General features: G+C 66.1%; 28 protein-coding genes. 9 read left to right on the plus strand and 19 right to left on the minus strand.

What is annotated here, in order from left to right:
• Positions 1–32 precede the first annotated feature (32 nt).
• Positions 33–347 carry a PilZ domain-containing protein gene (locus ACODRZ_RS09855; protein ID WP_488968887.1) on the plus strand — a complete coding sequence of 105 codons (315 nt, stop codon included), beginning with the start codon at positions 33–35 and terminating at the stop codon, positions 345–347.
• Positions 348–508: 161 nt separating this feature from the next.
• On the plus strand, positions 509–1,762 hold the full coding sequence (locus ACODRZ_RS09860; protein WP_488968888.1) for an MFS transporter: 1,254 nt from the start codon (positions 509–511) through the stop codon (positions 1,760–1,762).
• 15 nt (positions 1,763–1,777) lie between these two features.
• Here ACODRZ_RS09860 and ACODRZ_RS09865 read toward each other — a convergent pair whose 3' ends face one another.
• The 9 genes from ACODRZ_RS09865 to ACODRZ_RS09905 all read right to left on the minus strand — a co-directional run bounded on the left by ACODRZ_RS09865 (position 1,778) and on the right by ACODRZ_RS09905 (position 7,380).
• Positions 1,778–2,572 (minus strand): NUDIX hydrolase, encoded by a 795-nt coding sequence (locus ACODRZ_RS09865; protein WP_488969142.1) that lies wholly within the window; start codon positions 2,570–2,572, stop codon positions 1,778–1,780.
• A 462-nt stretch (positions 2,573–3,034) separates the two neighbouring features.
• Positions 3,035–3,364: a Grx4 family monothiol glutaredoxin gene (gene grxD / locus ACODRZ_RS09870; protein WP_488968889.1), complete on the minus strand. Its 330-nt coding sequence runs from the start codon at positions 3,362–3,364 to the stop codon at positions 3,035–3,037.
• 29 nt (positions 3,365–3,393) lie between these two features.
• Positions 3,394–3,627: a BolA/IbaG family iron-sulfur metabolism protein gene (locus ACODRZ_RS09875; RefSeq protein WP_488968890.1), complete on the minus strand. Its 234-nt coding sequence runs from the start codon at positions 3,625–3,627 to the stop codon at positions 3,394–3,396.
• Between the two features lie 10 nt (positions 3,628–3,637).
• Positions 3,638–3,955 carry a DUF1476 domain-containing protein gene (locus ACODRZ_RS09880; protein WP_036529513.1) on the minus strand — a complete coding sequence of 106 codons (318 nt, stop codon included), beginning with the start codon at positions 3,953–3,955 and terminating at the stop codon, positions 3,638–3,640.
• 232 nt (positions 3,956–4,187) lie between these two features.
• Positions 4,188–4,787: a 3-isopropylmalate dehydratase small subunit gene (gene leuD / locus ACODRZ_RS09885; RefSeq protein WP_488968891.1), complete on the minus strand. Its 600-nt coding sequence runs from the start codon at positions 4,785–4,787 to the stop codon at positions 4,188–4,190.
• On the minus strand, positions 4,787–4,969 hold the full coding sequence (locus ACODRZ_RS09890; protein ID WP_488968892.1) for a hypothetical protein: 183 nt from the start codon (positions 4,967–4,969) through the stop codon (positions 4,787–4,789). The genes leuD and ACODRZ_RS09890 overlap by 1 nt, the downstream gene beginning before the upstream one ends.
• 17 nt (positions 4,970–4,986) lie before the next feature.
• The gene (gene leuC / locus ACODRZ_RS09895; RefSeq protein WP_488968893.1) at positions 4,987–6,435 is read right to left on the minus strand and encodes a 3-isopropylmalate dehydratase large subunit; all 1,449 of its coding nucleotides are present in this window, start codon (positions 6,433–6,435) and stop codon (positions 4,987–4,989) included.
• Between the two features lie 217 nt (positions 6,436–6,652).
• Complete coding sequence (locus ACODRZ_RS09900) at positions 6,653–6,916, minus strand: hypothetical protein (protein ID WP_008832914.1); 264 nt, start codon at positions 6,914–6,916, stop codon at positions 6,653–6,655.
• A gap of 101 nt (positions 6,917–7,017) precedes the next feature.
• Positions 7,018–7,380 (minus strand): hypothetical protein, encoded by a 363-nt coding sequence (locus ACODRZ_RS09905; protein WP_008832915.1) that lies wholly within the window; start codon positions 7,378–7,380, stop codon positions 7,018–7,020.
• A gap of 148 nt (positions 7,381–7,528) precedes the next feature.
• On the opposite strand from ACODRZ_RS09905, the gene ACODRZ_RS09910 reads away from it, so the two are divergent.
• The gene (locus ACODRZ_RS09910; RefSeq protein WP_488968894.1) at positions 7,529–8,044 is read left to right on the plus strand and encodes a sterol desaturase family protein; all 516 of its coding nucleotides are present in this window, start codon (positions 7,529–7,531) and stop codon (positions 8,042–8,044) included.
• Between the two features lies 1 nt (position 8,045).
• On the opposite strand, the gene ACODRZ_RS09915 is transcribed toward ACODRZ_RS09910, so the two are convergent.
• Complete coding sequence (locus tag ACODRZ_RS09915) at positions 8,046–8,405, minus strand: YbaN family protein (RefSeq protein WP_488968895.1); 360 nt, start codon at positions 8,403–8,405, stop codon at positions 8,046–8,048.
• Positions 8,402–8,815, minus strand: a complete 414-nt coding sequence (locus ACODRZ_RS09920) for a SufE family protein (RefSeq protein WP_488968896.1) — start codon at positions 8,813–8,815, stop codon at positions 8,402–8,404. Before ACODRZ_RS09920 ends, ACODRZ_RS09915 begins: the two co-directional genes overlap by 4 nt.
• Before the next feature lie 246 nt (positions 8,816–9,061).
• Here ACODRZ_RS09920 and ACODRZ_RS09925 point away from each other — a divergent pair, with 246 nt between their 5' ends.
• Positions 9,062–11,116, plus strand: a complete 2,055-nt coding sequence (locus ACODRZ_RS09925) for an NAD(+) synthase (RefSeq protein ID WP_488968897.1) — start codon at positions 9,062–9,064, stop codon at positions 11,114–11,116.
• A 744-nt stretch (positions 11,117–11,860) separates the two neighbouring features.
• Here ACODRZ_RS09925 and ACODRZ_RS09930 read toward each other — a convergent pair.
• The 7 genes from ACODRZ_RS09930 to ACODRZ_RS09960 are packed head-to-tail and all read right to left on the minus strand — an operon-like array spanning position 11,861 to position 14,478.
• Entirely contained in the window at positions 11,861–12,112 is a 252-nt protein-coding gene (locus tag ACODRZ_RS09930) for a hypothetical protein (protein ID WP_488968898.1), read from the minus strand.
• Positions 12,109–12,402, minus strand: a complete 294-nt coding sequence (locus ACODRZ_RS09935; protein WP_488968899.1) for a hypothetical protein — start codon at positions 12,400–12,402, stop codon at positions 12,109–12,111. Before ACODRZ_RS09935 ends, ACODRZ_RS09930 begins: the two co-directional genes overlap by 4 nt.
• Positions 12,402–12,707, minus strand: coding sequence for a hypothetical protein (locus tag ACODRZ_RS09940; protein WP_488968900.1), 306 nt, complete (start codon positions 12,705–12,707; stop codon positions 12,402–12,404). Before ACODRZ_RS09940 ends, ACODRZ_RS09935 begins: the two co-directional genes overlap by 1 nt.
• Positions 12,708–12,718: 11 nt before the next feature.
• A complete protein-coding gene (locus ACODRZ_RS09945) occupies positions 12,719–13,003 on the minus strand; it encodes a hypothetical protein (RefSeq protein ID WP_488968901.1) in 285 nt (94 codons plus the stop codon).
• A 30-nt stretch (positions 13,004–13,033) separates the two neighbouring features.
• A complete protein-coding gene (locus ACODRZ_RS09950) occupies positions 13,034–13,438 on the minus strand; it encodes a PspC domain-containing protein (protein ID WP_488968902.1) in 405 nt (134 codons plus the stop codon).
• Between the two features lie 27 nt (positions 13,439–13,465).
• Complete coding sequence (gene pspA, locus ACODRZ_RS09955) at positions 13,466–14,266, minus strand: phage shock protein PspA (RefSeq protein WP_488968903.1); 801 nt, start codon at positions 14,264–14,266, stop codon at positions 13,466–13,468.
• Positions 14,263–14,478: a hypothetical protein gene (locus ACODRZ_RS09960; RefSeq protein ID WP_488968904.1), complete on the minus strand. Its 216-nt coding sequence runs from the start codon at positions 14,476–14,478 to the stop codon at positions 14,263–14,265. Before ACODRZ_RS09960 ends, pspA begins: the two co-directional genes overlap by 4 nt.
• Before the next feature lie 159 nt (positions 14,479–14,637).
• On the opposite strand from ACODRZ_RS09960, the gene pspF reads away from it, so the two are divergent.
• The gene (gene pspF, locus ACODRZ_RS09965) at positions 14,638–15,702 is read left to right on the plus strand and encodes a phage shock protein operon transcriptional activator (RefSeq protein ID WP_488968905.1); all 1,065 of its coding nucleotides are present in this window, start codon (positions 14,638–14,640) and stop codon (positions 15,700–15,702) included.
• Between the two features lie 37 nt (positions 15,703–15,739).
• Here the strand turns inward: pspF and ACODRZ_RS09970 are convergent, their stop codons facing one another.
• Positions 15,740–17,893, minus strand: coding sequence for a TonB-dependent siderophore receptor (locus tag ACODRZ_RS09970; RefSeq protein WP_488968906.1), 2,154 nt, complete (start codon positions 17,891–17,893; stop codon positions 15,740–15,742).
• Between the two features lie 317 nt (positions 17,894–18,210).
• On the opposite strand from ACODRZ_RS09970, the gene rimP reads away from it, so the two are divergent.
• Genes rimP through infB form a run of 4 tightly spaced genes read left to right on the plus strand, consistent with a single transcriptional unit; the run spans position 18,211 to position 23,954 of the window.
• A complete protein-coding gene (gene rimP, locus ACODRZ_RS09975; protein WP_488968907.1) occupies positions 18,211–18,783 on the plus strand; it encodes a ribosome maturation protein RimP in 573 nt (190 codons plus the stop codon).
• 3 nt (positions 18,784–18,786) lie between these two features.
• Positions 18,787–20,409, plus strand: a complete 1,623-nt coding sequence (gene nusA, locus ACODRZ_RS09980) for a transcription termination factor NusA (RefSeq protein WP_488968908.1) — start codon at positions 18,787–18,789, stop codon at positions 20,407–20,409.
• Positions 20,390–21,136 (plus strand): DUF448 domain-containing protein, encoded by a 747-nt coding sequence (locus tag ACODRZ_RS09985; RefSeq protein ID WP_488968909.1) that lies wholly within the window; start codon positions 20,390–20,392, stop codon positions 21,134–21,136. Before nusA ends, ACODRZ_RS09985 begins: the two co-directional genes overlap by 20 nt.
• Positions 21,137–21,158: 22 nt before the next feature.
• Positions 21,159–23,954, plus strand: coding sequence for a translation initiation factor IF-2 (infB, locus tag ACODRZ_RS09990; RefSeq protein ID WP_488968910.1), 2,796 nt, complete (start codon positions 21,159–21,161; stop codon positions 23,952–23,954).
• Positions 23,955–24,203 lie beyond the last annotated feature (249 nt).

Raw genomic sequence — 24,203 nt, forward strand, 5'->3', positions numbered from 1 at the left:
GATGATCAACCAATCGGTCGTATCATCATGCCATGACCCGCACCGTTCTTCCTCGACGATCTCAGCGACGCGCCGTGGCGCTGGCCGTCCAGTGCCGCACGCAAGGTGGCCTCAGGGACGACGGAGAGATTTCCGACATCTCGGTCGAGGGTTGCTGCCTGCGGATGCGGGGGATCTATTTCCGGGTCGGCGCGCGCCTGATCGTGCGGCCTTCGGGCATGGAGAGCATGTCCGGCGTGGTGCGCTGGGTGAGCAGCGATCTGGCCGGCGTAGAGTTCGACCGCCCGCTTTACGGCCCGGTGCTTGAGCACATCGCGGCAACCCATGGGGCGCACGCCCGAGCCTGAATGGCTGGCATCTGAGCCAAACGCCGCCCCCGCGAATTCTCGTTCAGACTTCCGGAAACTTCTGGCCAAGGCGATCCGGCCCCCCGCACACTCTTCCGTACAGACCGGCACCGAACCGCCGGCATCATGCAGCATCACGCTCAAGCATCGGGAGAGAGCGCTTGGCATCACCTGTCGGACCGGGGGGCGAAGCTCCCAACCATCCGCTCGCGGTACGCATGGGCGTGATCGCGGGTGTCTCGCACAATGTCGTGATCGGCACCGTCATGGGCTCGTTCGGGCTGATGCTGGCGTCGGTGGAGCAGCGTCTCGGCGTCAGTGCCGAGCAGGCGGCGGCGGGGATTCCGCTGGTGCTGGTCGGCTCATCGGTGCTTGCGCCGTTCGTCGGCGTGCTGATCGCCAAGGTCTCCTTGCGCCTGCTCCTCCTCATCGGTGCGCTGTTGACCGTGGCGGGCTATCTCACGCTGGCCTGGACGCAGAGCTATGCGCTCTATCTGCTGGCCTATGGCCTGTGTTTCGGCCCGGCGATGAGTCTGGCCGGATCGATCGGCCCGGCAACCCTGGTAGCGCGCTGGTTCAGCCGCAATCGCGGGCTGGCGCTCGGCATCGTCCATCTTCCCGTGGTCATCGCAGTGGTGCCCTGGACGCTGGAGCGGGCGCTTTCGGTCGTCCCGCCTGGCGCGATCTACTTGTCCATCGGGCTGATCGCGGCCGTGCTGCTGCTTCCGCTGAGCCTGCTCGCCATCGACCATCCGCCCGGACACGCCGAGACGGCGGCGCCCGAACCCGATGCCAAGCGTACCGCCGATGGATCGTTCAGCGTGGCGCAACTGCTGGCGCGGCCGCGCTTCTGGGCGATCTCGCTGGCGGCGGTGGCAAGCATGACGAGTTCGGTGCTGCTGGGCTCGCTGCTGGTGCCGATGGGGCTGTCGTGGGGCTTCACCCGGCCTGAGGCGGCGCTGCTGCAGTCGATCATGTCGCTGGTCGGGATCGCCGGGTCGGTGCTGTTCGGCTGGATCGCAGACCGGATCGGCGGGGCGAGGGCGCTGGCGCTGATCGGCCTGGACTGCGCGGTGCTCTGGGCGATCCTGCTGCAGCACCCGCCGTTCTGGATGGCGGCGGTGGTGATCGGCCTGATCGGCATGCACGGCGCGGGCGCGATCCCGACGCTGGGCAAGGGGCTGACCGATTCGTTCGGACAGGCCAGCTACAGCCGGGGCTTCGGGCTCAATACGCTGATCGGCCTGCCGTTCATCGCGGTCGCCGTGGTCGGCTCGGCGCGCGTCCATTCCGTGACCGGCAGCTACGATGGTGCGATCGTGGCGATCAGCGTGTTCTTCGTGGCCGCGATCGCGCTGGGCCTCTATGGAGGGACGGGGGCAAGGGCCAAGGACCCGGTTGCCGCACCCGCCTGAGTTAGTCTCCGTCAGTCACCCCCTGCGCGCGGTCGCCTTGAGCTGCCCCAGCACCGGGTAGCCGCGCCCGGCGGGGATGACGAGCCATTCACCGTCCTCGCGTTGCTCGGTCTCGGGGTGAATGCGCATGACCGGGTGCGCGGCGATGTCGGCAAGCGCTTCGGCGTGATCGGCATATTGCGCCAGCCGGTCGAGGTTGCGGCGCGTCGGGAAGATCACGGAAATCTCGCCCCGGTCCGCCATTGCCAGGGCGTCGGCGGCGCTCGTCCAGAACAGGCGCGAGTTCTCGGTCGCATCGACGGTCACGTCGACCGCGCCCGTTCCAATGTCTGCGACGAAGAAGCGCGTGTCGAAGGCCCTGTCCCACAAGGGGCACCAGTGGGCGAAGAAGGTGAGGGCCTGGGGATCGAGTTCCCAGCCGAACCGGTCCAGCACCGTGTCGAGGCGGCCGATCTCCAGCAGCACCGCGCGCGCCTGGGCGGCTTCGGCGGCGGTGACCGGCGCGCGGGTCGCGATCATGAGCCCGGCTTCTTCCAGCGTCTCGCGGATCGCGGCGATGCGGGCGGAGGCGATTTCCTCCGATTCGTCGGGCAGCAGGCGGCGGGCGAGTTCGCGGTCGGCGGGATCGACGCGGCCACCGGGAAACACCGCCGCGCCGCCCGCGAAGCGCATGCCGTCGGAGCGCTGCAGCATCAGCAGTTCGGGCGGCCCGCCGTCGGCGGCATGGCGGAACACCACCACGGTGGCGGCGGGGACGACGGCGGGGCCGTCTGCGGGCATTGCCTGGTCGGATGGGGCACTGATGGTGATGGACATCGTCGCCGATCTTGCCCCTGGGGGAGACGCCTGCAAGCGGAAAATCGCGTCGCGACTCCGGTGCCGCTTGCGGATACAGTGTCGGGCAGGTTTACAGTCCGTGCCGCGCAAGCTGACAGCCGGATCGATGAAATGGCTGATTTCCGTGGAAAATCAAAACTGGCACGCGCCATGCTTATGAAGTATCGTACCCCGAGAGAAGCAGTCTCGATAGAGGCGGGGCCGGATAGTCTCCCGGCTCCGCCTCCCCGGGGTTCTCCCATCCATCAAGGCATTCGTCGTCCCGGACCTGATCCGGCACTAGTGGCTGTTCTAGCCGACTGCAGGCTGCGAGCCGCCTCGACGTGACCGAAACCGGCCATGGCTGGTGATGCCGGATCAAATCCGAGGTGACGGGCGATAAAAAAGGCCCGGGAATCGCTTCCCGAGCCTTCATTTCGGTCAGTCGTGCGGGGCTTAGCCCTGCGCGGCGATTCCGCTGTCGGCCATGAGCTGATGCAGCTCACCGGCTTCGTACATTTCCATCATGATGTCGCTGCCGCCCAGGAACTCGCCCTTGACGTAGAGCTGGGGGATCGTCGGCCAGTCCGAGTAGCTCTTGATGCCCTGGCGGATTTCCATGTCCTGCAGCACGTCGACGGTCTCGTAAGGGACGCCGAGGTGTTCGAGGATGGCGATCGCGCGGCTGGAGAAGCCGCACTGCGGGAACAGCGGGGTGCCCTTCATGAAGAGGACCACGTCGTTGCTCTTTACGATGTCGCCGATACGGGCGTTGACGTCGGACATTTCAGTAAAACCCTTAAGTGTATGCGACGTCAGTTGGGGACGGCGGTGGTGAGTTGCAAGGCATGAAGGACGCCGCCCATGCGGCCGCCCAGCGCTTCGTAAACCATCTTGTGCTGCGCGACGCGCGGGCGTCCGGCGAAGGCGGCCGAGACGACGTGCGCGGCGTAGTGGTCATTGTCCCCGGCGAGGTCGGTGATCGTGACTTCCGCGTCCGGCAGCGCGGCGCGGATCATGGTCTCGATTTCGGTTGCGGTCATGCCCATCGGATAGTCCTCAGCCCAGGAAAGCGCGGCGCGCTTCGACTTGCTTGGCGGCCAGTGCAGCGCGCACTTCCGCCTCGGTGGTATCGACTCCGGCGGCGGTCAGGTCGCCCAGCAGCTTGCGGATGACGTCTTCGTCGCCGGCTTCCTCGAAGTCGGCCTGGACCACGGCTTTGGCATAGGCGTCGGTTTCGGCCTGCGACAAGTCCATGCGTTCGGCCGCCCATTCACCGACAAGGCGGTTGCGGCGGGCCTGAATGCGGAACAGCGTGTCGGCGTCGTGAGCGAACTTCGCTTCTTCGGCGCGCTCGCGGTCCTGGAAACTCGTCATCGGACAACCTCGGGTTAAAGCGTTGTCCATGCCGATAGGGAACGCGGGGCTGCGGGGCAATCCTTGATTCGCAATAGCGACCGATGGATCGAGAGGCGAAGAATCCTCCCTGTCGCGAAGCGATGGGGAGGGGGACCGCCGCCGCAGGCGGGGGTGGAGGGGGAGAAGACCCCTCCGTCAGCCCTGCGGGCTGCCACCTCCCCATTGCTTTGCAACAGGGAGGATTCGAGGGTCAGGCCGCCAGTACCGGGCTGGCAAGGAACGGCAGCGTTTCGCGCGCCTTGCCTTCGTATGTCGCGATGGTGTCGCCCTGCGCCATCGTCAGGCCCACTTCGTCGAGGCCGTTCAGCAGGCAGTGCTTGCGGAACGGATCGATCTCGAACGTGAAGCGATCCTGGAACGGCGTGGTCACCGACTGCGTGTCGAGATCGACATCGATGGTCTGGTCCTGCGCCACTTCCAGCAGGCGGTCGATGGCCGCCTGCGGCAGCGCCACGGTAAGGATGCCGTTCTTGAAGGCGTTGCCCGAGAAGATGTCCGAGAAGCTGGGCGCGATCACACAGGTCACGCCCATGTCGAGCAGCGCCCAGGCGGCGTGCTCGCGGCTGGAGCCGCAGCCGAAGTTGTCACCCGCGATGAGGATCGGCGCACCGGCCCAGCGCTCGTCGGTGAAGACGTTGCCGTCTTCCTGCTTCACGGCCTCGAACGCGCCCTTGCCGAGCCCGGTGCGGGTGATCGTCTTGAGCCAGTGCGCCGGGATGATGACATCGGTATCGACGTTCTTGCGGCCGAAGGGAATCGCCTTGCCGGCGACGTGGTGGATCGCCTGCATCAGTCCGTCTCGCTCGGGAAGTGCGGGGCGGTGTTGGTCTTCGGCGGCTGCGCGTCGGCCTTCTTGCGGTCGTTGCGGCGCTTCACGAAGAGCAGGGCGGCGGCGATCGCGGCAGAACCGATGGCGGCACCGGCAGCGATGGCGGCGCGGCCTGCGAGCGAGTTGTCGGAATCGTTGGACATGAAACTATCCTATCAGTTCAGGCCGGTTCGGTCACGGGCGCCAGATCGCGCACGTCGGTCAGCTTGCCGGTGACGGCGGCGGCGGCGGCCATGGCGGGGCTCATCAGGTGGGTGCGCGCACCCGGACCCTGACGGCCGGTGAAGTTGCGGTTGCTGGTGGAGGCGCAGCGCTCCCCGGCAGGCACCTTGTCGGGGTTCATGGCAAGGCAGGCCGAGCAGCCCGGCTCGCGCCATTCCAGACCCGCATCGATGATGATCCTGTCCAGACCTTCGGCCTCGGCCTGCGCCTTGACCAGGCCCGATCCGGGGACGACGATCGCCCACTTCACGTTGTCCGCCTTGTGGCGGCCCTTGAGCACTTCGGCGGCGGCGCGGATGTCCTCGATGCGGCTGTTGGTGCAGCTGCCGATGAAGACGTTCTGCACTTCCACGTCGGTCAGCTTCGTGCCGGGCGTCAGGCCCATGTAGTCGAGGCTGTGCTTGACCGCGTCGCGCTTGGAGGCGTCGGCGAAGTCCTCAGGCGCGGGGACGAAGCCGCCGATGCCGGAGGTGTCCTCGGGGCTGGTGCCCCAGGTCACGGTGGGCTGGATGTCCTCGGCGCGGATGAACACGGACTTGTCGTAAGTCGCGCCCTCGTCGGTCGCCAGGCTCTTCCACCACGCCACGGCCTTGTCCCAGTCCGCGCCCTTGGGCGCGTAGGGGCGGCCCTTGACGTAGGCGAAAGTCGTCTCGTCCGGTGCGACGAGCCCTGCGCGGGCGCCGCCCTCGATCGACATGTTCGATACCGTCAGGCGGCCTTCGACCGACATCTCGCGGAAGACGTTGCCGGTGTACTCGATCACGTAGCCGGTGCCGCCGGCAGTGCCGATGACGCCGATGACGTGCAGGATCACGTCCTTCGGGGTGACCCCGGCGCCGAGCGTGCCCTCGACGCGGACTTCGAAAGTCTTCGACTGCTTGAGCAGCAGCGTCTGGGTGGCCAGCACGTGCTCGACCTCGGACGTGCCGATGCCGAAGGCCAGCGCGCCCAGCCCGCCGTTGCAGGCGGTGTGGCTGTCACCGCAGACGATGGTGGCGCCGGGCAGCGAGAAGCCCTGCTCGGGGCCGACGACGTGGACGATGCCCTGTTCCGGATCGGCGTCGCCGATGTAGCGGATGCCGAACGAAGGCGCGTTCTTCTCCAGCATGTCGAGCTGCTGGGCGCTCTGCGGATCGGCGATCGGCACGCGGTTGCCGTTCGCGTCGCGGCGCGCGGTGGTGGGCAGGTTATGGTCAGGCACCGCGAGCGTAAGATCGGGACGACGCACCGGGCGACCGGCAGCGCGAAGGCTCTCGAAAGCCTGCGGGCTCGTCACTTCGTGGACGATGTGCCGGTCGATGTAGATGAGGCAGGTGCCGTCGTCGCGTCTATCGACGACGTGGGCGTCCCAGATCTTCTGGTAAAGGGTGCGGGGTGCGTTTGTCATGATCAGGCGCGATTAGGCCCCACCCTCGCGAAATTCAAGGGGCAGGGCGATTCGTGTCGCTGTTCGGATGAAACTTTCATTCAATCCGGATATATCTGACGACCGATCGTTGCTGCCGGGAAGGCTCCCGCACGGTCATGCGAAACGCGCCCGGTCCATGCGGCCGGGCGCGTTCGGGAAGGTGCGGGCCGGAATTCAGGGTCACCGGCCCGGTTGCTCAGTGGTGGCGACGATCGTATCGGTCATGGCGATCGTAGCGCGAACGATAGCGGCGATCGTCGTGGTGGCGGCGGTCATTGCGCCAGTAGTGCTTCGAAGCGCGGTGATGCTTCACGTAACGCGGCGGGGCGTGGTGGCCGCGGCGCGCATGGTCGCGCTGGTCGTGGTGGTAGGGTGCGGCCTCGGCGACGGCCGGGGCCAGCGAGGCGCCGCCGAGCAGCGCGACAAGGGCCGGGGCGATGATCTTGGTCAGCTTGTTCATGGGGGATTCCTGTGTGGGGGGATTGTTCTGCCGGGAGGGAAACCGCGAGCTACGACAAAGGCTGCCGGATTATTCCGCGACTTGGGGTTCCCGGTCGCCGATCAGCCGCGGCGGCGGTCGTAATCGTGGCGCTCCATCCGCAGCGAGGCGTAGACCTTGTTGACGCGGTTGCCGAGGATGCGGGTCTCCTGCGCGGAGAGGCCGCCGCGCGAGTACTGGCCGTAGAGGCGCTGGATATCGACCACGTCGCGGCGCAGGCCCGAGGCTTCGCGCTGCGAGATCGTCCGGCGGGCGGCGGCGCGGTCGATATTGGCGCGCAGGCCCTGGATGTCGGAGCGAATGTCGTAGTGGCGGGCGGCCTGGACGTGGCGGTTCGGCGCGGCCTCGGCGATGCCGGGGGCGATGGCGCCAAGGCCGGTGACGGCGATCAGGGCGGGGGCGATGAACTTGGTGAACTGGCGCATGGGTCGCACTCCTTGCTGGAAACTGGTTTCGGAAGGTCGCTTCCGATGCATTCAGATTTAGGACTTCCAAACTGAACGCCAGATAGATGACCCGTCGCAAGGTTGTGTGCGATTGTAAGAGAGTGTCGCAGGAGCCTATAAGCCCGCTATGTCCGCTTTTGCCGCCGTCCTGATCGTCCTTGCCTCCGCCGCCGCGATGGAGTTCGTCGCGTGGTCGAGCCACAAGTATATCATGCATGGCTTTGGCTGGGCCTGGCACCGCGACCACCACGAGCCGCACGACAAGGTGCTGGAGAAGAACGACCTCTACGCCGTGTTCGGGGCGGCAATCAGCATCTCGATGTTCGCGCTGGGCTCGCCGCTGGTGATGGGGGGGCGGGCGTGGTGGCCGGGGACGTGGATCGGACTGGGCGTGCTGGTCTACGGCGTGATCTATACGCTGATTCACGATGGCCTGGTCCACCAGCGCTATTTCCGGTGGGTGCCCAAGCGCGGCTATGCCAAGCGGCTGGTGCAGGCGCACAAGCTGCACCATGCGACGATCGGCAAGGAGGGCGGGGTCAGCTTCGGCTTCGTAGTCGCCCGCGATCCTGCGGTGCTCAAGCGAGAACTGCGGGCACAGCGCGAACGGGGTATCGCCGTGCTGCGCGAGGCGGTGGAGTAACCTACTCCGCCCGCGTCCAGATCCACGTCCCGATCGTCGCCAGCACCGCTAGAGGGATCAGCGCCCACATTTCGCCTGCGGTGAACCATACGATCGCGACGCTCAGGCCCATGGTCGAGATCGCGGCGATCTTGCCCTTGCGGCTGATCGCGCGCCGGTCGCGCCATTCGCGCAAGTGGTGGCCGTACTTCGGGTGCTGGTAGAGCCGCTCCGCCCATTCCGGGTGGCTCTTCGAGAAGCATCCGGCGGCGAGAATCCAGAAGATCGTCGTCGGCAGCAGCGGCAGGAAGATGCCCAGCGTGCCGATCCCGACGAGGATCACCCCCGCCGTGATCCAGAGGTACTTCTCAACCGGTTTCATGCATTGGGGACATACCGCGCGGCAGTCTCCCGGATCAGCGCGATCATATTGGGTATGCCCTGCGTGCGGTTGGACGAGAGCTGGTTCTTCAGGTCGAACGGTTCGAGCGTCGCGGCGATGTCGGTCTGCGCGACGGCGACGGCGGGCTTGTCCTGCACGGCAGCGATCACCAGCGCGACGATGCCCTTGGTGATGGCGGCATTGCTGTCCGCCAGGAAGTGCAGAGAGCCGTCGTCCCTGGCCATCGGATAGACCCAGACGCTTGCCGAGCAGCCGCGCACCTTGGTGGCGTCGGTCTTGAGCGCATCGGGCATCGCATCCAGTTCGCGCCCCAGTTCGATCAGGAGGCGATAGCGTTCGTCGCCGTCGAGAAATTCGTACTCTTCGCGGATATCATCGAGGCTGCGCATATACCCGGCATTTAGACGCGGGGGCGGCAAGGGCAAGAGGATCTTGCGAACATTTCTCAAAGGCCGATCGTCGTCTGCGGGCTTGATCCGGGACCGCTGGCGGTCTTTAGGTGCGTGGTGACGGCGGGGGCTGTGATGAGTTGAGCCTGACCCTTCGACCAGCTCAGGGTGAGCGGAGGTTGTTTCGTACTCCCCGTCCCGCTCAGGCTGAGCTTGTCGAAGCCCCCGCGAATTCGAGGAATGCCGATGACCGCGCAAAGCCACCCGTTCTATTCCATACACGAGCACGGCTTCGTCCGCGTTGCCACTTCCACCCCTCATGTGAAGACCGCCGACGTCGCCGCCAACCGCGAGGCGATCCTCGCCGAAGCGCGCCGCGCCCATGCGGCGCATGTCGACCTGCTCGTCTTCCCCGAACTCAGCCTCTCCTCCTACGCCATCGACGACCTGCACCTGCAGGGCGCGATGATCGAGGCGGTCGAGGCGGCGGTGGCCGAGATCGTCAAGGCCAGCGCCGACCTCTCGCCGGTGCTGCTGGTCGGCGCCGCGCTGGAGAGGAAGGGGCGGCTCTACAACTGCGCGCTGGTCATCGCGCAAGGGCGCCTGCTGGGCGTGGTGCCCAAATCCTACCTGCCCAACTACCGCGAGTTCTACGAGAAGCGCTGGTTCGCCAGCGGCAAGGCCGTGCGCAATTCGACCATCACGGTGAACGGGCAGGAGGTGCCGTTCGGCGTCGATCTCGTCTTCGCGTCCGAAGTGCTGAGGAACTTCCGTTTCTTCGTCGAGATCTGCGAGGATTTCTGGGCGCCGACGCCGCCGTCCTCGCTGGGTGCGATGGCGGGGGCGACGATCCTGGCGAACCTGTCCGCCTCCAACATTGTCATCGGCAAGTCGGACGAGCGCCACATGCTCTGCCGCGCGCAGTCGGCCCGGGCCATGGCGGCCTACATCTACTGCGCGGCGGGGCACGGTGAGAGCACCACCGACCTCGCGTGGGACGGGCAGGGCATCGTCTACGAACTGGGCGACCTGCTGGCGGAATCGGAGCGTTTCTCGCTGGAACCGGAACTGTGCGTGGCTGACGTCGATTGCGACCGCATCGTCATGGACCGCCTGCGCTCGCCCACCTTCAACGATGCAGCCGACGTCGCGGGCAAGCCTGAAGAAACCTTCCGCACCGTCCCGTTCCGCCATGCGCCTGCGGGCGGCGACATCGGCCTCGTGCGCCCGGTCGGCCGCTTCCCGTTCGTGCCTTCGCGTGCCGACAAGCTGGACGCCGATTGCTACGAGGCGTTCAATATCCAGGTCGACGGTCTGATGCGCCGCATCGAATCGACGCACGCGAAGTCGCTGGTGATCGGCATTTCGGGCGGGCTCGATTCGACCCACGCGCTGATCGTCGCCGCGCGCGCCTGCGACCGGCTGGGCCTGCCGCGTGAGTTCATCCGGGGCTACACGATGCCCGGCTTCGGGACGAGCGAGGGCACCAGGTCGAACGCCTGGAAGCTGATGGACGCGGTCGGCATCACCGCGCAGGAAATCGACATCCGCCCCGCCGCGACGACGATGCTGCAGGACATCGGCCACGCCTTCGCAGATGGCGAGCCGGTCTACGATGTGACGTTCGAGAACGTGCAGGCGGGCCTGCGCACCGACTACCTGTTCCGCCTCGCCAGCCAGCACGGCGGCTTCGTGCTGGGGACCGGGGACCTTTCGGAACTGGCGCTGGGCTGGTGCACTTACGGCGTCGGCGATCACATGAGCCACTACGCGGTCAACGCGGGCGTGCCCAAGACGCTGATCCAGTACCTCATTCGCTGGTGCGCCACGACCGACCAGTTCAGCGCCTCGACCGAGGAGATCCTGCTGGCGATCCTCGCGACGGAGATTTCGCCCGAACTGGTGCCCGCAGGGTCAGACGGCGCGATCCAGAGCACCGAGGCGAAGATCGGGCCTTACGAACTCAACGACTTCTTCCTGCACCACGTCATGCGCTTCGGGCAGAAGCCGTCGAAGGTGGCGTTCCTGGCGTGGCATGCGTGGCGCGACACGGCGACGGGGGCATGGCCTGCGGGCTTCCCGGAAGGCAAGAAGAACGCCTATGACCTGCCGGTCATCCGTTCGTGGCTGGAGAAGTTCGTAGGCCGGTTCTTCGCGTTCAGCCAGTTCAAGCGCTCGGCGATTCCGAACGGGCCGAAAGTGTCCACCGCCGGAGCCCTCAGCCCCCGCGGCGACTGGCGCGCGCCCTCCGATGCGAGTGCGGCGGTATGGCTGGCGGAACTGGAGAAAAGGGTGCCGTGATGCGAATTCCTCCCCGAGCTTGTCTCGGGGAGGGGGACCGCCCGCGCAGCGGGTGGTGGAGGGGAAGAGGTCCGGCATTCCCCCTCCGTCACCGACTTCGTCGGCGCCACCTCCCCGAGCAAGCTCGGGGAGGAATTAGAAAACAACGCCCGTCATCCCACAAACCCCGTCATCCCAGCGAAAGCTGGGACCGCTGGCCTCGCAAAGCCCAACCCTCGGCACGGTGCCCTGACGATAGTTGGCCGTAACAGGCCAGCGGTCCCAGCCTTCGCTGGGATGACGGCGTGCAGCACATACGACAATACCCGCTGGCGAGTGCGGGCCATTACGCCGGGGGAAATCAACGCATCCGAGAGTGAACATCGGGTCGGCGTCGGGAGCGTCCACACCGGGACGCGGGGGTTTGTTGTCCACCTGCTCAGGCGAGCGGCCGGGTAGCGGTGGTCAGCCCGGCTCGACCTGGGTATTCCATCGGAGCCGTCCCGTATGACCGACGTTAGGGTTCGCGTCGTTGGCGGTCATGGGTCATCCGGGATAGCCTTCGCATTGTCTGTCCATGAGGACAAAGCGGTTCGAAGGACGTTTCCAGAGCCGAGAGGACGGTCCGGGTCTTCGTTGGGCGCGTGGTTTGCACAGCTGCGGCTGAAACCGCATCCCGGCCCACGACGCCGACCCGATACACCTTTCCGGCGTGATCATCGCCGGATTGGATGCTGGGTCATATAACCTATTTGGATAAAATTGTCAATCCCGCAGGGCGTCGATCTCACGGGCGAGGTCCTTGCCTCGCCGTTCGTCGGTGGCGATGCGTTCGAGGACGGCGATGCGCTTGCGCATGGCATCGACCTCGCGCTCCAGTTCGTGTTCGCGCGCGGTGTGGTCGTAATCGCCGGTCTGGCGGTCCCGCTTCTCGCCCAGCGCGCGGTAGCGCTGGGACTTGAGCCAGGTGACGCAACCGATGGCGAAAAGAACGACTACGGCAGTCCAGAAACTCATTGCTTGGTCACCTCCGGCCGCTGCTGGTCGCGCAGCGCTTCGATCTGAAGGGCGATGTCGCGGTCATGGTGGCTTTCCGTAGCGATCCTTTCAAGGACGCGCACGCGGTTTTCCAGTTCGGTGTTGTGCGCGGCGTACTGCGCGGCCTTTTCCGCCGTGGCCCCCACGGTGATCTCCAGCTTGCGCTCGAGGAAGGCGAGGCGGCGCTTGTACATCTCGCCGAGTATGCCGAACACCGAAACAATGGCGATGAGCAGGGCGGCAAGCCCCATGAATTCACCGAAGCTCATCAGGCGGCGTCCCTCTCGCGGGGGGCGCGCAGGCTTTCGATCTGCGCGGCGGTGGCATAGGCGCTGTCGGTGACGATGGCCTCGATCGTGGCGGTGCGGCCTTCCAGCGCTTCCAGCCGGGCGCGCAGCCGGGCGTTCTCCTCTGCCAAGTGCGTGGTTGCAGCGTGATCCGCGCGCTCGGTCTTGCCGCCCCACTCGTCTTCCAGCGCATAGCCGTGGCGCGCGCGAATCCAGTTGTTGAGCACCCAGCCGCCGGCACAGATGCCGACGATGACGAGGACGAAGTCCGGTCCACCCCACTGCATCGCGCGTCTCCTCAGTTGATCTTGGGTTCGGGGCTGCGTGCCGCCTCGACCGAGCGGGTGTCGCGCAGCGCCTCGATCTGGAGCGCGGTGTCGTAGCCGCCGTCGGTGATGATGCGTTCCAGCACCCGCACGCGCTCTTCCAGTTCGCGGCTGTGCGAGGCGTATTGCGCGGCCTTTTCGGCGGTCGCCTCGATCTGCAGTTCGGCCATCTTGCGCTGGTGCTTGGTCCAGATCGCAAGGCCGCCCATGATGAACGGCGCGAGCGGGATCAGCAGCGCCAGAGTTCCCGTGTCCATAGTCTTGTCCCTGTTGCCCGAAAGGTCGCGTCAGCGCAGCGAGTCGATCTCGGCGGCGAGGCGCGAGTTGCTGTTGGAATAGTGCGCTTCCATGTCCGCGATCCGGCGGTCCATGTCGGACAGGTCGGTGCGCAGGCGGCTGGATGAAGGCGTTGCCGTCAGTCCCCGGCCCATACCCTTGCGGGCGCGGCGGCGTTCCATGCGGCGCAGCAGGCGCATTTCCTCGTCCTCCGAATAGAGGCCCATCGGGCGGCTGTCGGCCAGCCAGGCCACGCCGAAGTAGATCGCGATCACGATCGGGAACCCGGCGAACAGCAGCAGCACGGCGCCCAGCCGGATCCACAGCGCATCGACGCCGGTGTAATCCGCAATCCCTGAGCACACGCCCGAGATCTTGGCGTTCGACTTGTCGAGATAGAATTGTCCGCGAGACATTGCCTGTTTTCCCTTCCCTCGAATGTCTTACTGCTTGTCCGACATCTGGCGCTTCATCTCCGCGAGTTCCGCGTCGATCGAGTCGCCATCGGCCAGTGCCGCGATTTCCTCGGCGAGCGTCGGCTGGCGGCGATCGGAGAGGCTCATCGCTTCGGCGCGGCCTTCCGCGTAGTCGACGCGGCGCTCCAGCTGGTCGAACCGGGCCATGGCTTCGTCCACGCGCTCATTCGCCAGCAAGGTGCGCAGCTTGACCCTGTTTTCCGCGCTCTGCAAGCGCGCCGTGATGGACGACTGGCGGCTGCGGGCCTCGCGCAGGCGGGTCTGCAGTTTCTCGATGTCGGCCTCGTAGGCGCGCAGGGCGTCGTCGAGCACGAGGATCTCGGCCGAGAGCTGCTCGCCCATGTCGGCAGCCTTCTTGCGCTCCAGCAGAGCGGCGCGGGCAAGGTCTTCGCGGTCCTTCGAGAGCGCCAGCTGCGCCTTGTCGGCCCAGTCGGCCTGCAGCTTCTCCAGCTTGCCGACGTGGCGGCGCAATTCCTTCTGGTCCGCGATCGTGCGGGCCGAACTGGTGCGCACCTCGACCAGCGTCTCCTCCATTTCCAGGATGATCAGGCGGATCATCTTGGCCGGGTCTTCCGCCTTGTCGAGCAGGTCGTTGAAATTGGCGGCGATGATGTCGCGAGTGCGGGAGAAGATGCCCATGGCGGTGGTTCCTGTAGTAAAGCTGCTGCCTGTGAAGCTGCGGGTTGCCCCGGCATCGAAGCGGTAGGCGCGATTGGTGGGCGAGGTCGGATTCTGGAGCACTTCGATCTCCGCGTCGAGCCTGCTCATGCGAGCGGTGCTCCGCACGAATGCATCGACGAGGCGTGGGCCTCGGGCACCGCGACCTTGTCGGCGAGAGCGACGAGGTTGAGCGCGCCCATCGCCAGCATGCTGACGATGATCGCCCAGTCGAGCTTGGTGCGCGCCAGCGTGGAACGCGGGGTGATGGAGCGTCCCTGGCTTTCGGTATTGTCCATGCCTGAAGCTGTGATCGGGAGCATGTGAAGTGTCCTCTGGTCCTGAACTTGGTCTTGCATCGCTAATAGCAATCCCCGTGCCAAACAGTGGGAATGGCGGATTTGCGTGGGTCTTGCACTTCCGTGCGAAAGTGTGCGGAAAATGAATTGCCAATGAATAGGAAATTTCGCTAAATTTCAGGAATGGAGCGCGACACTCACTTCATCGGACAGTCCTCCGCCTTTCTCGACGCGGTGGAGCGGGCCAGTCGCGCTGCGGCCGTGCGTCGACCGGTGCTGGTCATCGGTGAGCGGGGTACGGGCAAGGAACTGATCGCCCAGCGCCTGCACCACCTCTCGCCGCGCTGGGGCGAGCCGCTGGTGACATTGAACTGCGCGGCGCTGCCCGAAACGCTGATCGAGGCGGAACTGTTCGGGCACGAGGCGGGCGCCTTCACCGGCGCCACGCGGGCGCGGGCAGGGCGCTTCGAGGAGGCGGACAGGGGCACCCTGTTCCTCGACGAACTCGGAAACCTGTCGATGGCGGCGCAGGAGCGCCTGCTGCGCGCGATCGAATATGGCGAGGTCGTGCGCATCGGCTCGTCGCGGCCCGTCACGGTGGACGTGCGCATCGTCGCGGCCACCAATGCCGATTTGCCGCGCATGGCCGCAGAGGGCACCTTCCGTGCAGACCTGCTCGACCGCCTGAGCTTCGAGGTCATCACCCTGCCGCCCCTGCGCGCGCGGGAAGGGGATGTGGCGGAACTGGCCGACTACTACGGCCGCCGCATGGCGAGCGAGCTGGAGTGGGATCGCTTCCCCGGCTTTTCAGACGGCGCGATGGAGGCGCTGGAGGCTCATGAATGGCCCGGCAACGTGCGTGAACTGCGCAACGTGGTGGAGCGCGCGGTCTACCGCTGGGGGGATGAGGGCACGCCTATCGGCGAAGTGGTGTTCGATCCTTTCGTCAGCGCATGGGGTTTGCGGGAAATCGCGCAGGTGGGGCCAGTGCCGCTGCCGCCTTGTGTTGCAGGGCCGGAAGGCACCGTCGAACTCCCGGCCTCCTTGCGAGAGGCGGTGGAAGCGCACGAACGCGGCCTTCTCCTGTCGGCGCTTGAGCGCCTTCGCTGGAACCAGCGCAAGGTGGCGGCGCAACTGGGCCTGACTTACGACCAGTTGCGCCACTGCCTCAAGAAGCACGGGCTGCATCAGCGGCGGGGGGCAGCTGCGCAAGGTGAAGCCGGCGAGGCGGTCAGCATCGCGCGGTAGAATGGCGCGATCAGCAAGCCTGCCCCATCGTCGATTGTCAGAATTTGCGCCGCAGTTCCACGAACCAGCTGCGCGCATTGCCGATGTAGGCGCCTTTGGGGCCGGTGAAGCCGGAGACCGCGTAGAACTTGTCGAAGATGTTCTCGATACGGAATTTCGCGTCGAAGATCCCGAAATCGTGCGAGATCGTCGCGTCGAACACGGTGAAGGGCTTCAACCTGTCGCCGCTGCGGTCGATCTGCGACGAGACGTACTGCCCGCCGAAGGAAAACGCGGTGTCGATCGCGGCGATCTGGTAGCGGGTCCAGAACCCGGCCTTGTTCTGCGGCGCATTGGGGAAGCGTCCGCCGACCGAGCGGTCCACCGACTGCCCCTCGACCGAGCCGGTCACGCGGGTGTCGTTGTAGGCGTAGTTGGCCGAAACCAGCCAGTCCCTTGTGATGTCGGCGGTCAGCGTCGCCTCGATGCCCTTGCTGGTGACTTCGCCGATCGGGGCGAGCTGGTCGACGCCGTTCACCGGTTCGAGATTGTCGTCGACCTGCAGGACGTTGCGGCGCACGATGCGATAGGCCGCAAGCGTGGTCTGGATACGCCCGTCCATCAGGTCGGTCTTGATGCCGGCTTCCCACTGGCTGCCGGTTTCGGGCGCGAAGGGACCACCTGCGAGCGGCGACTGGTCGGAGACGGCCTGCGGCTCGAACGCCTCTGACCAGCTGACGTAGAGCGACACGTCCTTGCGCGGCTTGTAGATGGCACCCGCGCGCCAGGTGGTTGCGGCGCTGCTGGCGGTCTCGCCCTCGATATGGTCCGCGTCGTCGAACCAGTCTCGGCGCAGGCCGCCGACGAGGATGACGTGCTCGCCAACTCCCATCTGTTCCTGCAGGTAGACGCCCCGGCGCAGCGCCCGCGCGTCCGAGTAGGACGGCGTCACGCCTGAAAGGTCGGGGCGGCTGTCGGTGGTGTAATCGGGATCGATCAGCGAGCGGGTGGGCACGTTGCGGGTGGCGTAGTTGGTGCCGCTCGAATCCTCGCGATACCAGTCGCCGCCGAACAGGACGGTGTGGCTGATCGGCCCGGTGTCGAACTTGCCGACGAGGTTGGCGCCGAACGAGAGGCCCTCCACCTTGCGGTGCTGGTCGCGATATTCACGGGTGATGGTGTCATAGACGCCGTCGCCGTCGGTGTCGCGCAGGGCGACGGGTTCGTGATATTTCTGCTCTTCGTCGTACTGGAACCAGCGTGCGGCGGCATTGAACGAGAGCGCATCCGACAGACGGCTGTCGAGGCGGGCCTGGGTGACGAGGCCGTTGTAGCGGATGTAGTCGTCCGGGTCGTTGTGGTTCCAGCTGCGCTTCGCATAGAAGTTGCCGTCGGCGTCGATCGGGATGCCCCTGAGCCTGTTGCCCGGCAGGTTCTGGTCGTAGTCGGTCAGCTGGACGACGAGCTTCGTGTCCGGCGCCAGCTTCACGCCCAGCCCGGCGTCCCCGACGAAGGTCCGGCTGCTGGCATGGTCGCGGTAGCTGTCCATGTCCTCGTAGAACAGTCCTGCGCGGCCGGTCAGGGTGCCGTCCGCGTCGAGGGGGCCGGTCACGTCGGCCGAGGCACCGTAGCGATTGCGCCCGCCGCCGATCACGCGCACGTTGCCGCCGAACGCATCGCCCGGTTTTTTCGTCACATAGTTGATCGTCCCGCCCGGCGAGCCTGAGCCGTAGAGCATGCCCGCCGGACCTTTCAGGAATTCGACGCGCTCGATGGTGAACAATTGCGGCACCGAAAAGGTCTGGAACGGGTCGCCGCGCAGCCCGTCGTAATACGTCACGTCCTGGCTGAAGCCGCGATACGTGACGGTGGCGTAGTTGTCGGCGCTGACCCCCGGGACGTTGCGGTAGAGGTCGCGGATGTCGCGTGCGCCCTGATCCTCGATCATCTCCGAGTTGATGACCTGGACCGACTGCGGCACGTCGAGCGGATCGGCGGCGATCTTGCCGATTTCGGTCTCGGTCACGCGGTAGAGCTTCTGTGCGCGGGCGGTGACGACGATGTTCTCGCCGGCTTCGGCGTCATCCGCCGTAGCGGCCTCGTCGGCGAGGGCGGGTGCCGCGATACCGGGCGATGCGGCAAACATCAGCGGAATGGCGCTAACCGAGCGTGCGAGGACCTGCCCGAAAGACGGCGAAAGACGGCGTATCACTTGTGTTCGACCCCTGCTCGGGAAGCGGGCTGCTTCCGAAGGAGGGCGCGTGCCCATTGGCGTTGCGAGCCCGGATTGCCTCTCTGTCGAATCCGCTAATGCGACTTCGTTGCATTAGCAAGCGCGTTGGCGGGATTACGATGCAAATCCGCAAGGCGAGTGTGTGATTTAGCAGCCCCCTTGCTTTTTTCAGGAATCGCGCCTATCTGGCCGTCATCCCGTAATTGGTGAAACAACGAACGGGCTGGCGCCGGTAGGGGCCGGCACGAAACCGCGTTGCTCATCTTGCGGCAAACGAACACGGAATGGAGCCAGGATTGGTCGATATCGCACGCCTTACCGAAGTCATCGAGCCGGAGGTCAAAGCCCTGGGATTCGATCTCGTGCGCGTGCGCATTTTCGGCAAGAGCGAAGTCGGTGACGACGAGATCGCGCTGCAGATCATGGCCGAGGATCCGAAGACCGGCCAGCTCGTGCTCGACGATTGCGCGACGCTCTCGCACCGCATCTCCGATCGCATGGACGCGCTGGAGGAAGCGGGCGAGACGCTGATCGAAGAGGCCTATCGCCTCGAAGTCAGCTCGCCGGGCATCGACCGTCCGCTCACCCGCCCCAAGGACTACGCCAACTGGGCGGGTCACGAGGCGAAGATCAATCTCATCAATCCCGTCGAAGGCAACCGCAAGGGCCTGCACGGCGACCTCGTGGGCATCGCCGGCGAGACGGGAAGCGAAGTGGTCACGCTGGAGGACAAGAAGTCCGGCCAGGTGTCCTTCCCGCTTTTGGACGTTCAATCGGCAAGGCTCATCCTTACCGACAGGCTCATCGCAGCAAGCCGCCCGCAGGATACCAGCGGTGCGGACGATATTCTTGAGGAACAGGAAGACTAAGCCATGGCCAGTGCGATTTCCGCCAACCGCGCCGAGCTGCTCGCGATCGCGAACTCCGTTGCTTCGGAGAAGATGATCGACAAGTCGATCGTCATCGAGGCGATGGAAGAAGCCATCCAGAAGTCGGCCCGCAACCGTTACGGCGCCGAGAACGACATCCGCGCGAAGCTCGATCCGCGCACCGGCGACCTGCGCCTGTGGCGCGTCGTCGAAGTGGTCGAGCATGTCGACGACTACTTCAAGCAGGTCGATCTGGCGCAGGCCCAGAAGCTGCAGAAGGGCGCCGCGCTGGGCGACTTCATCGTCGACCCGCTGCCCCCGGTGGACCTCGGCCGCATCGACGCGCAGTCGGCCAAGCAGGTGATCTTCCAGAAGGTCCGCGACGCCGAGCGTGACCGTCAGTACGAAGAGTTCAAGGACCGCGCGGGCGAAGTCATCACCGGCGTCATCAAGTCGGTCGAATTCGGCCACGTGATCGTCAACCTCGGCCGCGCCGAGGGCGTGATCCGCCGCGACCAGCAGATCCCCCGCGAAGCCGCCCGCGTCGGCGAGCGCGTGCGTGCTCTGGTCCTGCGCGTGGAGCGCCAGAACCGCGGCCCGCAGATCTTCCTCAGCCGTGCCCACCCGGACTTCATGAAGCGCCTGTTTGCGCAGGAAGTGCCCGAAATCTACGACGGCGTCATCGAGATCAAGGCTGCTGCCCGCGATCCGGGATCGCGCGCCAAGATCGGCGTCATCAGCCACGACAGCTCGATCGATCCGGTCGGCGCCTGCGTCGGCATGAAGGGCAGCCGCGTCCAGGCCGTCGTGCAGGAAATGCAGGGCGAGAAGATCGACATCATCCCCTGGAGCGAGGACACCGCGACGTTCGTGGTCAACGCGCTGCAGCCCGCGACCGTCAGCCGCGTCGTCATCGACGAGGAAGAAAGCCGCATCGAAGTCGTGGTGCCTGACGATCAGCTCAGCCTCGCGATCGGTCGTCGTGGCCAGAACGTGCGTCTGGCCTCGCAGCTGACCGGCTCGCAGATCGACATCATGACCGAGGCGGAATCCTCGGAGAAGCGCCAGAAGGAATTCGTCGAGCGCTCGAAGATGTTCGAGGAAGAGCTGGACGTCGACGAGACGCTCTCGCAGTTGCTGGTCGCCGAAGGCTTCAGCGAGCTGGAAGAAGTCGCCTACATCGATGCCGCCGAACTGGCGAACATCGAAGGCTTCGACGAAGAGCTGGCCGAAGAACTGCAGAACCGTGCGCAGGAAGCGCTCGATCGCCGCGAGGAAGCCAACCGCGAAGCCCGCCGTGCGCTGGGCGTCGAGGATGCGCTGGCCGAACTGCCGCACCTCACCGAAGCCATGCTGGTCGTGCTGGGCAAGGGCGGCATCAAGACGCTCGACGACCTTGCTGACCTCGCGACCGACGAACTCATCGCCAAGAAGCGCACCGAACAGCGTCGCCGCGACGGTTCTGTGAACAAGCGCTCGGCCCGCGATGAGGACAAGGGCGGCGTGCTCGGCGAGTATGGCCTGACCGAAGAGCAGGGCAACGAGATCATCATGGCCGCCCGCGCCCACTGGTTCGAAGACGAGCCGCAAGCTGAGGAGGCCGCCGATGCGGATTCCTCGCAATGATCGCGTAAGCTCCGACATCGACGGCAATTCGCCTGAGAGGACCTGCATCCTCTCTGGCGAGAAGGCTGCCCGTGAAGACTTCATCCGTCTGGCGATCTCGCCGGACGGATTGGTCCTTCCCGACGTCCACGCGCGTGCCCCGGGGCGCGGCGCGTGGATCGGCGTTTCTCGCGCAGACCTTGAAATCGCGGTGTCGAAGAACAAACTTAAGGGAGCGCTGGCGCGCGCCTATAAAGGTGCGCCCATCACCATACCTGAAGATCTGCCCGACCGGATCGAGGCTGCGCTGTCCCGCGCGCTGACCGACCGGCTGGGCCTCGAACTGAAATCGGGCAGGCTGCTCATGGGCTCGGACCGCATCGCGCAGAACGCGCGTGAGGGCCGGGTCGAATGGCTTGCCCATGCCGCCGATGCGCGTGAAGACGGATCGCGCAAGCTCGACCAGGCCTGGCGGGTCGGGAGCGAGGCGGAAGGAACTGGTTTACGAGGCGTCACCTTGCCTCTGGACCGGGACACGTTGTCTGTGGCATTGGGCCGCGACAACGTCGTTCACCTGGCGCTGAACGATCGCGGAGCGGCTGACCGAGTCGATACGCTGCTAAAGCGCCTCCTGCATTTCCAAGGGCAGGTCATCAGCCGGGGAGCCTCGAACGGGGACGACGACGGCAAGACCGGCATGGATGAGAAGAACGGAGCGGCTCCGGCCGCCTCCGTCACGACGAATTGAGCGAAGGGCGAAGACGAGAAATATGAGCGAGACCGACAACAAACCGACCCTGGGCCGCAAGCCGCTTGGCATTAAGCGCTCGGTGGAAGCGGGTGAGGTCAAGCAGACCTTCAGCCACGGCCGCACCAACAAGGTGGTGGTCGAGGTGAAGCGCCGCAAGCTGGTGCCGGGCGGCAAGCCCGAAGGCGAAGCGATTCCGGCTCCTGCCGCCGCTCCGGCGCCTGCTCCGCAGGCTGCCGCTCCGCGCCCTGCAGCGCCGCCGCCGCCCGTCCGCCGCCCTGCGCCCTCGAACGAAACCCCGCAGGAGCGCGTCGCCCGCCTCCAGCGCGAGGCTGAAGAAGCCCGCATGCAGATGCTCGAAGAGGCGACTCGCCGCGAGCAGGAGCAGCGTCAGCGCGCCATCGACGAAGAAAAGCAGCGCGCCGAAGCCAACCGCCGCGCCGAGGAGGAAGCGGCGGCTGCAGCCGTCGCTCAGGCGGAAGCGGCAAAGGCTCCCGAGCCCGTCGCGGCGCCTGAACCCGCACCTGCCCCTGCGGTGCCCGCCGCAGCTCCGGCAGCCGTCGAGGCCCCGGTCGCGACGCCTGCTACCGCAGCGCCCGCTCCCGCAGCGCCCACTCCCGCAGCGGAAGCACCCGCAGCGGCTCCGGTCGCCAAGGCTGCCGCACCTGCTGCAGCTCCGGCACCTGCTGCGACCCCGGTTCCCGCCGCGCGCCGCTTTACCCCGGTGCAGCGCCCCGAACCGCGTCGTCCCGAGCCGACCGCGCCTGCCGCATCGTCCGCTCCCGGCGGCAACGTCGGCGGTGGGACCGGCGGCACTGCTGCCCGTGCTCCGCTCGGCGCCAAGAAGGGTCCGGCGACCCCGGCCCGCCCGGCGGCAAGCTCGCAGAACGACCGCAACGCCAAGGGCGGCGATCGTCGCCAGGCCGGCAAGCTGACCGTCAACCGCGCGCTCAACGACGATGAGGGCGCCCGCGCCCGCTCGCTCGCCGCGCTGAAGCGTGCGCGTGAGAAGGAGCGTCGTTCCAGCTACTCGGGCCGTGCGCAGCCGCGTGAAAAGCAGGTTCGCGACGTCATCGTGCCGGAAGCGATCACCGTTGCCGAACTGGCGAACCGCATGGCCGAGAAGGCCGCGGACCTCGTCAAGTCGATGTTCAAGATGGGCATGATGGTCACCGTCAACCAGACGATCGACCAGGATACGGCGGAGCTGCTGGTCGAGGAATTCGGCCACAACGTCCAGCGCGTGTCGGAAAGCGACATCGACATCGACCACACTGTCGACGTCGATCCCGAGGATACGCTCAAGGCGCGTCCGCCGGTCGTCACGATCATGGGCCACGTCGACCACGGCAAGACCTCGCTGCTCGACGCGCTGCGCGGCACCGACGTCGTGCGCGGCGAGGCGGGCGGCATCACGCAGCACACGGGCGCCTACCAGATCAAGACAAAGGGCGGCGACTTCGTCACCTTCCTCGACACCCCGGGCCACGCCGCCTTCACGCAGATGCGTATGCGCGGTGCCAACGTCACGGACATCGTGGTGCTGGTGGTTGCGGCCGACGACGGCATCATGCCGCAGACGGTCGAGGCCATCAATCACACCAAGGCTGCCGGCGTGCCGATGATCGTTGCGATCAACAAGTGCGACAAGCCCGAAGCCAACCCGCAGAAGGTGCGCGAGCGTCTGCTCGAACACTCGATCGTGGTCGAGGAAATGTCGGGTGACGTGCAGGACGTCGAAGTCTCGGCCAAGACCGGCAAGGGTCTGGACGAACTGATCGAGAAGATCCTGCTTCAGGCCGAACTGATGGAACTGAAGGCCAATCCGGACCGCATGGCCGAAGCCACCGTGATCGAAGCCAAGCTCGACAAGGGCAAGGGTCCGCTCGCGACGGTGCTGGTCAACCGTGGTACGCTCAAGGTCGGCGACATCCTCGTCGTCGGCACCGAGAGCGGCCGCGTGCGCGCCATGCTCGACGACAAGGGCCGTCAGCTCAAGGTCGCTCCGCCTGCGATGCCGGTGGAAGTCCTCGGCATCGGCGGCGTGCCGATGGCCGGTGACATGCTCACCGTGGTCGAGAGCGAGAGCCGCGCCCGCGAGGTTTCGGCCTGGCGTCAGGAGCAGGCGACCGCCAAGCGCACCGCGATGGCGCCTGCCAGCCTCGACACGATGTTCTCGGCCCTGGCCGACAAGCAGAAGGTCATCGAGTATCCGGTGGTCATCAAGGCGGACGTGCAGGGTTCGGTCGAGGCGATCAACGCCGCGCTCCACGCCCTCTCGAACGACGAGATCAAGGTTCGCATCCTGAACTCGGGCGTCGGCGCGATCACCGAGACCGACGTTTCGCTGGCAGCGGCCAGCGGCGCGCCGATCGTCGGCTTCAACGTCCGTCCGAACGCCAAGGCCCGCGAACTGGTCGAGCGTACCAAGACGCCGATGATGTACTACGACGTCATCTACGAACTGACCGCCGAGGTCGCCAAGCAGATGGCGGGCATCTGGGGGCCGGAGCGCATCGAAACCGTCGTCGGCCGCGCCGAGGTCAAGCAGGTCTTCCCGGCCGGCAAGCGCGACAAGGCCGCCGGTCTGCTGGTGCTCGAAGGCTACATCCGCAAGGGTCTGGCCGCGCGTCTCACCCGCAACGACGTCATCGTTTCGGCCACGACGATCGCCTCGCTGCGCCGCTTCAAGGACGACGTCGACGAAGTGCGCGCAGGTCTGGAATGCGGCGTGGTGCTGGCCGACACCAACGACATCAAGCCGGGCGACCACCTCGAAGTCTTCGAGATCAGCCACCGCGAACGCACGGTGGGCTGAGGCCCGGCCTTACATCAACGCTAACGGCAAGCGGCCATCGTCGGGGAAACCCGGCGGTGGCCGTTTCCTGTTTCAGGGATTTAACCGTGCCGGTCATGCAGGCGCGCTTATGCCTATCCAGCCGCAACTGCGGCTGAGAGGCAGGTGATGCATGTGAAAATTGAAACTGTGGTATTTCTGGTAGTCGGCTCCGCGACCTTTCTGGTCGCGCTGCTGCAACTTGTGGTTAAGCTCATCGAACTGAGCCGC

Source organism: Novosphingobium sp. FG90, assembly GCF_057808725.1.

Excerpts from the sequence above, each read along its gene's own strand:
- ACODRZ_RS09855 (WP_488968887.1), top strand. The coding sequence starts at position 33 with ATGACCCGCACCGTTCTTCCTCGACGATCTCAGCGACGCGCCGTGGCG.
- grxD (WP_488968889.1), bottom strand. The coding sequence starts at position 3,364 with ATGTCCGACGTCAACGCCCGTATCGGCGACATCGTAAAGAGCAACGAC.
- ACODRZ_RS09875 (WP_488968890.1), bottom strand. The coding sequence starts at position 3,627 with ATGGGCATGACCGCAACCGAAATCGAGACCATGATCCGCGCCGCGCTG.
- ACODRZ_RS09880 (WP_036529513.1), bottom strand. The coding sequence starts at position 3,955 with ATGACGAGTTTCCAGGACCGCGAGCGCGCCGAAGAAGCGAAGTTCGCT.
- leuD (WP_488968891.1), bottom strand. The coding sequence starts at position 4,787 with ATGCAGGCGATCCACCACGTCGCCGGCAAGGCGATTCCCTTCGGCCGC.
- ACODRZ_RS09890 (WP_488968892.1), bottom strand. The coding sequence starts at position 4,969 with ATGTCCAACGATTCCGACAACTCGCTCGCAGGCCGCGCCGCCATCGCT.
- leuC (WP_488968893.1), bottom strand. The coding sequence starts at position 6,435 with ATGACAAACGCACCCCGCACCCTTTACCAGAAGATCTGGGACGCCCAC.
- ACODRZ_RS09900 (WP_008832914.1), bottom strand. The coding sequence starts at position 6,916 with ATGAACAAGCTGACCAAGATCATCGCCCCGGCCCTTGTCGCGCTGCTC.
- ACODRZ_RS09905 (WP_008832915.1), bottom strand. The coding sequence starts at position 7,380 with ATGCGCCAGTTCACCAAGTTCATCGCCCCCGCCCTGATCGCCGTCACC.
- ACODRZ_RS09910 (WP_488968894.1), top strand. The coding sequence starts at position 7,529 with ATGTCCGCTTTTGCCGCCGTCCTGATCGTCCTTGCCTCCGCCGCCGCG.
- ACODRZ_RS09915 (WP_488968895.1), bottom strand. The coding sequence starts at position 8,405 with ATGAAACCGGTTGAGAAGTACCTCTGGATCACGGCGGGGGTGATCCTC.
- ACODRZ_RS09920 (WP_488968896.1), bottom strand. The coding sequence starts at position 8,815 with ATGCGCAGCCTCGATGATATCCGCGAAGAGTACGAATTTCTCGACGGC.
- ACODRZ_RS09925 (WP_488968897.1), top strand. The coding sequence starts at position 9,062 with ATGACCGCGCAAAGCCACCCGTTCTATTCCATACACGAGCACGGCTTC.
- ACODRZ_RS09930 (WP_488968898.1), bottom strand. The coding sequence starts at position 12,112 with ATGAGTTTCTGGACTGCCGTAGTCGTTCTTTTCGCCATCGGTTGCGTC.
- ACODRZ_RS09935 (WP_488968899.1), bottom strand. The coding sequence starts at position 12,402 with ATGAGCTTCGGTGAATTCATGGGGCTTGCCGCCCTGCTCATCGCCATT.
- ACODRZ_RS09940 (WP_488968900.1), bottom strand. The coding sequence starts at position 12,707 with ATGCAGTGGGGTGGACCGGACTTCGTCCTCGTCATCGTCGGCATCTGT.
- ACODRZ_RS09945 (WP_488968901.1), bottom strand. The coding sequence starts at position 13,003 with ATGGACACGGGAACTCTGGCGCTGCTGATCCCGCTCGCGCCGTTCATC.
- ACODRZ_RS09950 (WP_488968902.1), bottom strand. The coding sequence starts at position 13,438 with ATGTCTCGCGGACAATTCTATCTCGACAAGTCGAACGCCAAGATCTCG.
- pspA (WP_488968903.1), bottom strand. The coding sequence starts at position 14,266 with ATGAGCAGGCTCGACGCGGAGATCGAAGTGCTCCAGAATCCGACCTCG.
- ACODRZ_RS09960 (WP_488968904.1), bottom strand. The coding sequence starts at position 14,478 with ATGCTCCCGATCACAGCTTCAGGCATGGACAATACCGAAAGCCAGGGA.
- pspF (WP_488968905.1), top strand. The coding sequence starts at position 14,638 with ATGGAGCGCGACACTCACTTCATCGGACAGTCCTCCGCCTTTCTCGAC.
- nusA (WP_488968908.1), top strand. The coding sequence starts at position 18,787 with ATGGCCAGTGCGATTTCCGCCAACCGCGCCGAGCTGCTCGCGATCGCG.
- ACODRZ_RS09985 (WP_488968909.1), top strand. The coding sequence starts at position 20,390 with ATGCGGATTCCTCGCAATGATCGCGTAAGCTCCGACATCGACGGCAAT.
- infB (WP_488968910.1), top strand. The coding sequence starts at position 21,159 with ATGAGCGAGACCGACAACAAACCGACCCTGGGCCGCAAGCCGCTTGGC.